We start from the raw sequence: 10093 nt of genomic DNA, 5'->3' as shown, positions 1-10093 counted from the left end.
ACCCGCGTACAACCAGTACGCGGGAGTCCGCCCGGCACACCGAGAGCACGCACCGGACACCGCTCGGCCCGCCCTACGGGCGAACGACGGGACTTCGCGGACACGACCTAGTGCGGTGCCCCGCGCCACCCGGAGACGGGCAGCGCGAACTTCGCCACCAGCCGGTCCGTGAAGGACGCGTGGTGCAGCCGGGCCAGGCGCACCGGCACCGCCCCGCGCCGCACCTCGACCCGCGCCCCCGGCGGCAGTTCCACGGTCCGGCGCCCGTCGCACCACAGCACCCCCGGCGGGATGTGCGGCAGCACCTCCACGGCGAGCACCGAGTCGGGCGAGGTCACCAGCGGCTTCGCGAACAGGGCGTGCGCGCTGATCGGCACCATCAGCAGCGCCTCGACCTCCGGCCACACCACGGGCCCGCCGGCCGAGAAGGCGTACGCCGTCGACCCGGTCGGCGTCGACAGGACGATGCCGTCGCAGCCGAACCCGGTGACCGGCCGGCCGTCGATCTCCAGCACGACCTCGAGCAGCTTCTCGGCGGACACCTTCTGCACGGCCGCCTCGTTCAGGGCCCAGTCGGTGTGCACGATGTCGCCGTTCTGGTGCACGACGACGTCGACGGTCATCCGCTCCTCGACCTCGTACGCCTTGCTCACGACCCGGTCGACGACCTTGTCCAGGTCGTCGCGCTCGGCCTCCGCGAGGAAGCCGACCCGCCCCAGGTTGACGCCCAGCATCGGCACGCCGGACGCCCGCGCGAACTCGGCGCCGCGCAGCAGCGTCCCGTCACCGCCGAGGACGATGAGCAGTTCGCAGCCGTCGAGGCACTGCGGGGTCGCCTCCTTGACGAGTTCCACCTCGTCCGGCAGCGGCAGGTCCTCGGCCTCGGCCTCCAGGACCCGTACGCCGATGCCCGAACGCAGCAGGCCGCCGACCACGAGTTCGGCGCTGCGGATGGCCGCGGGCCGCCCGGTGTGGGCCAGCAGGAAAACAGTACGAGCTCGGTTCGGTGTCAACGCGGCCCCTCCGCCACTGCACGGTCGATGTCGGCCGGGTCCGGGGCGGGCGCCCCGGCACGCAGCCACAGAAAGTACTCGACGTTCCCGGACGGTCCCGGCAACGGACTGGCGGTGACCCCGTTCACCCCGAGCCCCAGCTCCCACGCCTTCCCGGCCACCGTCCGCACGGCCTCCGCCCGCAGCTGCGGACTCCGTACGACTCCCCCACTGCCCAGGCGTTCCTTCCCCACCTCGAACTGCGGCTTGACCATCATCACCAGATCGGCGTCCGGCTTCACGCACCGCACCAGGGCGGGCAGCACCAGGCCGAGCGGGATGAAGGACAGATCTCCGACGACAAGATCCACTGGCTCCCCATCGATCGCGTCGAGCGTCAACTCGCGTACGTTCGTACGGTCCTTGACGGTGACGCGTTCATCGCTCTGCAGAGTCCAGGCGAGTTGTCCGTATCCGACGTCCACGGCGACGACGTGCGCGGCGCCGGCCCGCAGCAGGACGTCCGTGAAACCGCCGGTGGACGCGCCGGCGTCCAGGGCCCGCCGGCCCTCCACGGCGAGCCCCCGCGGCGTGAACGCAGCCAGCGCGCCGGCCAGCTTGTGCCCGCCGCGGGAGACGTAGTCGGGGTCGCTGTCGTCGGCCCGCACGACGATCGCGGCCGCCGTCTCGACCTGGGTGGCGGGCTTGGTCGCGACGGTCTTGCCGACGGTGACCCGTCCGGCCGCGATCAGCTGGCTGGCGTGCTCGCGCGAACGCGCCAGCTTGCGGCGGACCAGCTCCGCGTCCAGACGGCGGCGTGCGACTCCTGCCACGTTCGGTTCAGCTCCTGTTTCGGTACGGCGGAGAGGGCGCCGGGGGTCCCGGGCGGGCGTCGAGCGCGGTGAGCGCGTCGCGCAGCCCTCGGTGTACATCCTCGTACACCTCGAGGTGCCCGTCGGTCGCGAGGTGGTCGGCGTCACCCAGCCGTTCCAGCAAGGCGTCCACGTCGGCGTTCCCGGTGGGGGTGCGCGGGACGGCCAGCGGGGCGGGGGCCGCCGGGTCGTGCTCCGGCCCGTCCGGGCCGCCCGGCTCCACGGCGTCCGTGGTGGCCGCCGTGTCCGCGGATTCCACGACCGTCTCGTCGACCGGTGTCGTGGCCTCGGGCAGGGAGTCGCTCATGCCCAGACGCTACCGCGAACGGCTGGGGTACCGTCGATCCCGATGGCCACGATCGAGGAGTGCCGCGCCGCACTCGAGAAGCTCTCGGAGTCCATGCAGCGTACCGAGGGGGACGTCCGGGCCGCCGTCGCCCTGGACCGCTCGGTGAGCTGCCACATCACGGACCTGGACGTGACGTTCACCGGCCGGATGACCGGCGGCCGGATCCACGTCGACCACACCCTGCAGGGCCCGCCCCGCGACAAGGCGCAGATCCGCCTGAGCATGACCGGCGACGACCTGGTCGCCCTGGTCGCCGGCGAGCTGCACTTCGCCAAGGCCTGGGGCGCCGGCCGGGTCAAGCTGCACGCGGGCGTGCGCGATCTGCTGCTGCTCAGGAAACTCCTGTGACGGACGCCTTCGCACGGGCCCTGCGGGCCGCCGGCACCACCAGCGGCGTACCCGTCTCCGGGTCGTCGATGACCTGACAGCGCAGCCCGAAGACCTCCTCGACCAGTTCGGCCGTGACGACGTCCCCCGGAGCGCCCTCGGCGACGACCCGCCCCTCCCGCAGGGCGATGAGGTGGGTGGCGTACCGGGCGGCGTGGTTGAGGTCGTGGAGCACGGCGACGAGGGTGCACCCCTGCTCCTCGTGCAGTTCCGCGCACAGGTCCAGCACGTCGATCTGGTGCTGGATGTCGAGATAGGTCGTCGGCTCGTCGAGCAGCAGCAGCGGTGTCTGCTGGGCCAGCGCCATGGCGATCCACACCCGCTGGCGCTGCCCGCCGGACAGCTCGTCGACGTACCGGTCGGCGAGCCCGGCCACCCCGGTCTGCTCCATGGACTCCCGTACGACCCGCTCGTCCTCGGCCGACCACTGGCGCAGGAGGCCCTGGTGCGGGTACCGGCCGCGGCCCACGAGGTCGGCGACGGTGATGCCGTCGGGCGCGATCGAGGACTGCGGCAGCAGCCCCAGGGTCCGCGCGACCTTCTTCGGCGGCATGGACTGGATCGCCTTGCCGTCCAGCAGCACCCGCCCCTCGGCGGGCTTGAGCATCCGCGACAGCGCGCGCAGCAGCGTGGACTTGCCGCACGCGTTGGGGCCGACGATCACGGTGAAGGAGTGGTCGGGTATCTCCACCGACAGCTGCTCCGCGATGACCCGCTGGTCGTAGGCGAGGGTGACGTTGTCGGCGGACAGACGGTTCACTGTGCTCCTTGGGTTGTTCGGCCCGTGGGTCGCCTCGCCGCCGAGGCCGCCGGCGGTCATATCCGGCCCGCCCTACGCTCGGTGACCAGCAGCCACAGCAGATACACGCCGCCGAGCACACCGGTGACCACGCCGACCGGCAGCTGGTCCGCGCCGAAGACCCGCTGGGACGCCCAGTCGGCGGTGACCAGGAGGGTGGCGCCCATGCACAGCGAGGGCAGCAGGTTCGGGCCCGGCGAGCGGGTCAGGCGGCGGGCCAGCTGCGGGGCGGTGAGCGCCACGAAGCTGACCGGTCCGGCGGCGGCGGTGGCGGCCGCGGTCAGCAGCACGGCGGCCAGCATCAGCAGCAGCCGTACCCGCTCCACCCGCACCCCGAGGGCGTACGAGACGTCGTCGCCCATCTCCATCATCCGCAGCGCGCGCCCGTTGCCCAGGACGAGCGGGACGAGCACCGCGCACAGCGCGAGCAGCGGCCAGACCTGCTCCCAGTCCCGGCCGCTGAGGGACCCGGTCATCCAGACCACGGCACGGGCCGCGTCGACCATGTCGGCCTTCGTCAGCAGATAGCCGTTGACCGCCGTCATGATCGCCGACATGCCGATGCCGACCAGGACCAGCCGGTAGCCGTGCACGCCCCGCTTCCAGGCGAGCAGATAGATCGCCATGCCGGTCGCGAGCCCGCCGGCGAGGGCGCCGAGGGTGACCTGACGGGCGTCCCCGGAGACCAGCACGATCACCACGAGCGCCCCGGCCGTGGCGCCCTGGCTGAGCCCGAGGATGTCCGGGCTGCCCAGCGGGTTGCGGGACAGCGCCTGGAACAGCGCCCCGCCCAGCCCCAGTGAGGCGCCGACCAGCAGGGCGACGAGGACCCGCGGCAGCCGCATGTCGGTGACGACGAGTTCCTGCCCCGGGTTGCCGTCCCCGAGCAGCGTCCTGATCACGTCCCGGGTGCTGATCGGGAACTCGCCGGTGCCGATCAGCAGGACTCCGGCGCCCAGCGCGGCCGCCAGCAGGACGACGACCACGGTCAGCGCCCGCACGTCCAGCCGGACGGAGAGCCCGCCCGGGGTCCGCACGGCGCGCGGGGCACGCCGCCGCTTCGCCGGGGCACCCTCCTCGGCGCGCGGTGCCTGCTTCGATGCGGTGCTCACAGCTGCGCCGTCCTCCGCCGTCGTACGAGAAAGATGAAGACCGGTCCGCCGAGGATCGCGGTGACGATACCGACCTGGAGCTCCGACGGCCGCGCGACGACCCGGCCGATCACGTCGGCGCCGAGCAGCAGCACGGGTGACAGGACGGCCGCGTACGGCAGGATCCAGCGCAGGTCCGGGCCGGTGAACGACCGCACCACGTGCGGCACCATCAGCCCCACGAACACGATCGGCCCGCAGGCGGCGGTCGCCGCACCGCACAGCACGGTGGCCGCGAGCATCGACAGCACCCGCGTCCGATTCAGCCGGGCGCCGAGGGCCCGGGCGGTGTCGTCCCCCATCTCCATGGCGTTGAGCGGCCGGGCCAGGCACAGCGCGAGGACCATGCCGGCGACGAGGAACGGCAGGACCTGCCGGATGGTGGAGTCCGTCGCCGAGGTCAGCGAACCGACCGTCCAGAAGCGCATCCTGTTCAGCGCCGCGTTGTCCAGGATCATCACGGCCTGCAGATAGCCGTACAGGGCGGCGCTGATCGCCGTCCCCGCGAGCGCGAGCCGCACAGGCGTGGCGCCCCGGCTGCCGCCGAGGAACCAGACCAGCGCCCCGACCCCCGCCGCACCGGCGAACGCGAACCACACATAGCCGCTCAGGCTCGTGACGCCGAGAAAGGTGATGGCGGTGACGACCGCGGCGGAGGCGCCCGCGTTGATGCCGAGCAGCCCCGGGTCGGCGAGCGGATTGCGCGTGAGGGCCTGCAGGACCGCCCCCGCCAGCCCGAGCGCGGCACCCGCGAGGATCCCCAGGACCGTCCGCGAGATCCGGTCGTCGACGACGACGTCGGCATAGGTGCCCGTGCTCGCGAACAGGCCGTGCCAGACCTCGCCCAGCGACAGCGGCTTCGCCCCGACGGCAACACTCGTCAGCACCACGGCCACCAGGATCAGGACGGAGACCAGCAACCCGACGGCACGCGCCGCCCGTCGGCTCGATGACACGGGCACCGACCGGGCGCGCTCTTGGGGAGGACTGTCGACCAACACCCAGTTAGGTTAGCCTACCCTCGCACTGACGCCCCGTTCGACGTCACAGTCCCAGCCGCGCCAGCGCCTTCTCCGCGTCCAGCGTGCACGCGCCGTCCCCGGCCCACGTCCAGGCCGCGGCGCACAGGGCGCGCAGCCCGTCCAAGGCCGCACCGTCACCGTCGAGTTCCAGCCGCTCGCCCCGCGCCGAGGCCGTCCAGCCGCCGCACCGGAAGCCGTCCCCCTCCTCGCCGACCTCCGGCTGCCCGGTGAGCAGCCCCCGCAGATCCGCGTCCACATACGTCGGCCGGTGCTGCGGCGGCGCGGCGAGCAGCTGGGCGCCGTCCGTGACACCGGTCAGCACCAGCAGCGAGTCCACCTCCCCGTTGAACGCGCCCTCGATGTCCGTGTCCAGCCGGTCCCCGACCACCAGCGGCCGCTCGGCACCCGTGCGCAGCACCGTCTCCCGGTGCATCGGGGGCAGCGGCTTGCCCGCCACCTGCGGCTCCGCGCCCGTGGCGATCCGTACGACCTCCACCGCCGCGCCGTTGCCCGGGGCGATCCCGCGCGCGCTCGGAATCGTCAGATCCGTGTTCGACGCGAACCACGGCACACCCCGCGCGATCGCGTAGCACGCCTCCGCGAACCGGCCCCACGGCAGCTCGGGCCCGCCGTACCCCTGCACCACGGCCGCCGGGTCGTCGTCCGCCGAGTCGACCGGCACGAGACCACGCTCGCGCAGCGCCACCCGCAGCCCCTCCCCGCCGATCACCAGCACCCGGGACCCCTCCGGCACCTGCTCACTGATCAGCCGCGCCACGGCCTGCGCCGAGTTGATCACGTCGTCCGCGCCGGTCGGTATTCCCAGCTCCGTCAGATGCGCCGCCACGGTGTCCGGGGTGCGCAGCGCGTTGTTCGTGACGTACGCCAGGTGCATCCCGCCCGCCCTGGCCGCCGCCAGCGAGTCCACGGCGTGCGCGATCGCGTCACCCCCGGCGTAGACCACACCGTCGAGGTCGAGCAGCGCCGTGTCGTACGCCTCGCTCAGCACCCGGCCACTGCTCTCGGGCCTCGTCCTGACGCTCTGGCTCATCCCGCATCGCTCCTCGTTCGACGGCTTTCCCCCGATCATCCCCCATGCCACCGACACCCGTACGATGCCGGGATGAACACAGCAGGTCACCCGGAACCACCGGCGGGCCCCGGCCTGGAACTCACCCCGTTCCGCGGCCTCCGCTACGACCCCGACCGGGTCGGCGGTCTAGCGGCCGTGACATCACCGCCGTACGACGTCGTCGTACGGCCCGACGGCCTGCACCACCTCCAGGACGCGGACCCGTTCAACATCGTCCGCCTCATCCTGCCGCAGGCCGGCACCCCCGCCGCCCGCAACGAACAGGCCGCGAGGACGCTGCGTCACTGGCTGTCCGAAGGCATCCTCAGGGCCGACCCCGAACCCGCCCTCTACGTGTACGAGCAGCGCTCCGACGACGGCATGCTCCAGCGTGGCGTCATCGGCGCGCTGCGCCTGTCGGACCCGTCCGAGGGGCTCGTCCTGCCGCACGAGGACGTCATGCCGCACGTGGTCGCCGACCGCGCCGCCCTGATGCGCGCCACCTCGGCCAACCTCGAACCCCTGCTGCTCACATACCGCGGCGACGGCACCGAGACCGACACCAGCGCCCTCATCGAGCGTACGGCCGCCCGCGCGCCCCTGTTCGCGACCACCACCGAGGACGGCTACCGCCACCGCCTGTGGGCGCTCACCGACCCCGCCGACGTGGCCCACATCCGCTCCGACCTGGCCCGTCGCCAGGCCCTGATCGCCGACGGCCACCACCGCTGGGCCACCTACCTGCGGCTGCGGGACGAGCACCCCTCCCCCAGCCCCTGGGACCACGGCCTGGTGCTCCTGGTCGACACGGCCCGCCACCCCCTGCGCGTGCGGGCCATCCACCGGCTCCTGCACGGCCTCGCGCCGGCCGACGCCCTCGCCGCACTCGACGGCCACTTCCGCGTACGCCGCCTCGACGTGCCCCTCGACTCCGCGCTGGAGCACCTGGCCGACGCGGCCCACGAGGGCAACGCCTACCTGCTCGCCGGGGACGGCGCGTTCCACCTCGTCGACCGGCCTGACCCCGCCCTGCTGGACCGCACGGTCCCCACCGACCGCCCGGCGGCCTGGCGCACCCTGGACGCCACCGTCCTGCACGCCACGCTCCTCGCCCACGTCTGGCGCGTCCCCGAGGACGACCCCGCCCGTATCGCCTACATCCACGACACGGCCGCCACCGTGCGCAAGGCGGAACGCGACGGCGGCACGGCGGTGCTCATGCACCCGGTCCGCGAGGACGTCGTCCGCGATCTCGCCCGCCAGGGCGTGACGATGCCCCGCAAGTCGACGTCGTTCGGCCCGAAACCGGCCTCGGGCCTGGTGCTGCGCGTCCTGGACGTCTGAGGACGCGAGGTCCGGAACGCGAAAGGGGCGGGACCCCGGCCGGGATCCCGCCCCTCCTCACACGTCACTCACTCACTCGTCGTCCGCCGGCGCCGCCGCCGCGTCACCGTCGTCGCCCTCGCTCTCGCCCTCGGACTCGTCGAAGGCGTCGACGAACTCGACACCGTCCAGCTCCGCGAGCCGGTCCGAGGCGTCCGTGCTGCCGTCCTTGTCGGCCTCCACGGCCTTCGCGAACCACTCGCGCGCCTCGCCCTGCCGCCCGGCGGCGAGCAGCGCGTCCGCGTACGCGTACCGCAGTCGCGCCGTCCACGGCTGCACGGAGTTGGACGCGAGCTCCGGGCTCTGCAGCGTGACGATCGCCGCGTCCAGCTGCCCCATGTCACGCCGGGCGCCGGCCGCGACCAGCCGCATCTCCACCTGGCCGGCCTTGTCGAGCTTGTGCACCTCGGGGGCGCCGGCCATGTCCAGCGCCTTCTCCGGACGCCCGAGCCCGCGCTCACAGTCGGCCATGAGCGGCCACAGCTCCACGGTGCCGGTCATCCGCCGCGCGGCACGGAACTCCGCCAGCGCCTCCGCGTACTTCTGGTTGGCGTACGCCGCGAAGCCCGCCGCCTCCCGTACGGCCGCGACGCGCGACGCCAGCCGCAGCGCGACCCGCGAGTAGCCGTACGCGCCCTCGGGGTCCTCGTCGATGAGCCGCGCGACCATCACCAGGTTGCGGGCCACGTCCTCGGCGAGCGTCTTCGGCAGGCTCTGGAGCTCCTGCCGCACGTCCTTGTCGATCTCGTCGCCGGTGACGTCCTCGGGGATCGGCAGCCGCTTGATCGGCTCGCGGTCACGGTCCCGCTCGTCCCGGGAGCGCCCACCGCCGCGCCGGTCGTCGCGCCGGTCGTCCCTACGGTCGTCCCGTCCGCGGAACCCTCCGGGGCGGCCCCCGCGATCGTCCCGGCGAGGACCACGGCCACCCCGGTCGTCGCGCCCACGGAACCCACCGCGGTCATCGCGCCGGTCATCACGACGATCGTCACGCCGGTCGTCCCTGCGGAACCCACCACGGTCACCGCCACGGTCGTCGCGACGGTCATCACGCCGGTCGTCCCTGCGGAACCCACCACGGTCACCGCCACGATCGTCACGACGGTCATCACGCCGGTCATCACGGCGGAAACCGCGATCGCGGTCGCCGCCACGGTCGTCCCTGCGGTCGTCACGCCGGAACCCACGGTCCCGGTCGTCACGACGGAACCCGCCACGGTCGCCCCGGTCATCACGGCGATCGTCACGACGGAACCCGCCACGGTCCCGGTCGCCACCACGGTCGTCCCGACGGAAGCCCCGGTCCCGGTCCCGATCCCGGTCGTCCCTGCGGAAACCGCGGTCGCGGTCGTCACCACGGCGCTGGTCCCTGCGGTCGTCACGGCGGTCGTCGCGCCGGCCGTACCCGCCACGGTTGTCCTCGCGACGGTCGTCCCGTCGATCGTCGCGCCGATCGTCGCGGCGGTAGGAGGGACGGTCCCCGTCACGACGGAAGCCACGGTCCCGGTCCCGGTCGTCGCGGCGCGGTGCGCCCGGCCGGTCGTCGCGACGGAACCCGGGACGCTGCCCACGGTCGCCGTCCCGACGGTCGTCCCGGCGATCGTCCCGGCGATCGTCCCTGCGATCATCGCGGCGGTCGTCACGCCGGCCGTAGCCGCCGCTGCCGCCACCGCGATTGTCATCACGACGGAAGCCGCGGTCCCGGTCCTCACGGCGGAACCCGCCACGGTCACCCCGGTCATCACGGCGGTCGTCACGACGGTCGTTGTCCCGCCGGAAGCCGCCACGATCACCACGGTCACCTCGGTAACCACCACGGTCACCACTGTCCCGTCGCCGCTGGTCGCGCTCCGGTCGGTCGTCGGGAGAGTTGGTGGACATGGGTGACTCCTGTCTTCGGTACCACAAGCATTGTAAAAACGAAAGGACCCCTGGTCCCAGCTGAACGCTGGTGACCAGGGGTCCTTCCCAAAGATTGTTCGGCGGTGTCCTACTCTCCCACAGGGTCCCCCCTGCAGTACCATCGGCGCTGTAAGGCTTAGCTTCCGGGTTCGGAATGTAACCGGGCG

The 10093-nt window shown here is 73.1% G+C and carries 11 protein-coding genes and 1 rRNA gene; 2 read left to right on the top strand and 10 right to left on the bottom strand.

The window, feature by feature from the left end; translation table 11 throughout:
- Positions 1-107: 107 nt before the first annotated feature.
- The 3 genes from ACFV46_RS33475 to ACFV46_RS33465 are packed head-to-tail and all read right to left on the bottom strand — an operon-like array spanning position 108 to position 2171.
- Positions 108-1013, bottom strand: coding sequence for an NAD kinase (locus tag ACFV46_RS33475; protein ID WP_361935425.1), 906 nt, complete (start codon positions 1011-1013; stop codon positions 108-110).
- Positions 1010-1825 carry a TlyA family RNA methyltransferase gene (locus ACFV46_RS33470; RefSeq protein WP_361935422.1) on the bottom strand — a complete coding sequence of 272 codons (816 nt, stop codon included), beginning with the start codon at positions 1823-1825 and terminating at the stop codon, positions 1010-1012. Before ACFV46_RS33470 ends, ACFV46_RS33475 begins: the two co-directional genes overlap by 4 nt.
- 7 nt (positions 1826-1832) lie before the next feature.
- On the bottom strand, positions 1833-2171 hold the full coding sequence (locus ACFV46_RS33465) for a hypothetical protein (RefSeq protein ID WP_361935420.1): 339 nt from the start codon (positions 2169-2171) through the stop codon (positions 1833-1835).
- A gap of 42 nt (positions 2172-2213) precedes the next feature.
- Between ACFV46_RS33465 and ACFV46_RS33460 the strand changes: the two genes are divergently transcribed.
- Positions 2214-2561 carry a sterol-binding protein gene (locus tag ACFV46_RS33460; protein ID WP_361935417.1) on the top strand — a complete coding sequence of 116 codons (348 nt, stop codon included), beginning with the start codon at positions 2214-2216 and terminating at the stop codon, positions 2559-2561.
- On the opposite strand, the gene ACFV46_RS33455 is transcribed toward ACFV46_RS33460, so the two are convergent.
- The 4 genes from ACFV46_RS33455 to ACFV46_RS33440 form a co-directional block, all read right to left on the bottom strand.
- A complete protein-coding gene (locus ACFV46_RS33455) occupies positions 2545-3420 on the bottom strand; it encodes an ABC transporter ATP-binding protein (RefSeq protein ID WP_385500959.1) in 876 nt (291 codons plus the stop codon). The two genes, ACFV46_RS33460 and ACFV46_RS33455, sit on opposite strands and share 17 nt — an antisense overlap.
- Positions 3417-4436: an iron chelate uptake ABC transporter family permease subunit gene (locus ACFV46_RS33450; RefSeq protein ID WP_361935498.1), complete on the bottom strand. Its 1020-nt coding sequence runs from the start codon at positions 4434-4436 to the stop codon at positions 3417-3419. Before ACFV46_RS33450 ends, ACFV46_RS33455 begins: the two co-directional genes overlap by 4 nt.
- A gap of 71 nt (positions 4437-4507) precedes the next feature.
- The gene (locus ACFV46_RS33445) at positions 4508-5551 is read right to left on the bottom strand and encodes a FecCD family ABC transporter permease (protein WP_385500958.1); all 1044 of its coding nucleotides are present in this window, start codon (positions 5549-5551) and stop codon (positions 4508-4510) included.
- A gap of 43 nt (positions 5552-5594) precedes the next feature.
- Positions 5595-6623 (bottom strand): HAD hydrolase-like protein, encoded by a 1029-nt coding sequence (locus ACFV46_RS33440; protein ID WP_361935410.1) that lies wholly within the window; start codon positions 6621-6623, stop codon positions 5595-5597.
- A 72-nt stretch (positions 6624-6695) separates the two neighbouring features.
- Here ACFV46_RS33440 and ACFV46_RS33435 point away from each other — a divergent pair, with 72 nt between their 5' ends.
- Positions 6696-7988, top strand: a complete 1293-nt coding sequence (locus ACFV46_RS33435; RefSeq protein ID WP_376729627.1) for a DUF1015 family protein — start codon at positions 6696-6698, stop codon at positions 7986-7988.
- Positions 7989-8060: 72 nt separating this feature from the next.
- Here ACFV46_RS33435 and ACFV46_RS33430 read toward each other — a convergent pair whose 3' ends face one another.
- The 3 genes from ACFV46_RS33430 to rrf form a co-directional block, all read right to left on the bottom strand.
- Positions 8061-8804 (bottom strand): hypothetical protein, encoded by a 744-nt coding sequence (locus ACFV46_RS33430; protein WP_385500961.1) that lies wholly within the window; start codon positions 8802-8804, stop codon positions 8061-8063.
- On the bottom strand, positions 8696-9841 hold the full coding sequence (locus ACFV46_RS33425) for a hypothetical protein (protein WP_385500962.1): 1146 nt from the start codon (positions 9839-9841) through the stop codon (positions 8696-8698). The genes ACFV46_RS33430 and ACFV46_RS33425 overlap by 109 nt, the downstream gene beginning before the upstream one ends.
- A gap of 160 nt (positions 9842-10001) precedes the next feature.
- Positions 10002-10093, bottom strand: a 5S ribosomal RNA gene (gene rrf, locus ACFV46_RS33420); the annotation flags it as partial.

It is taken from the genome of Streptomyces sp. NPDC059852, from assembly GCF_042731455.1.
GTDB lineage: Bacteria > Actinomycetota > Actinomycetes > Streptomycetales > Streptomycetaceae > Streptomyces.
This window is presented reverse-complemented; position numbering and strand designations above follow the sequence as displayed.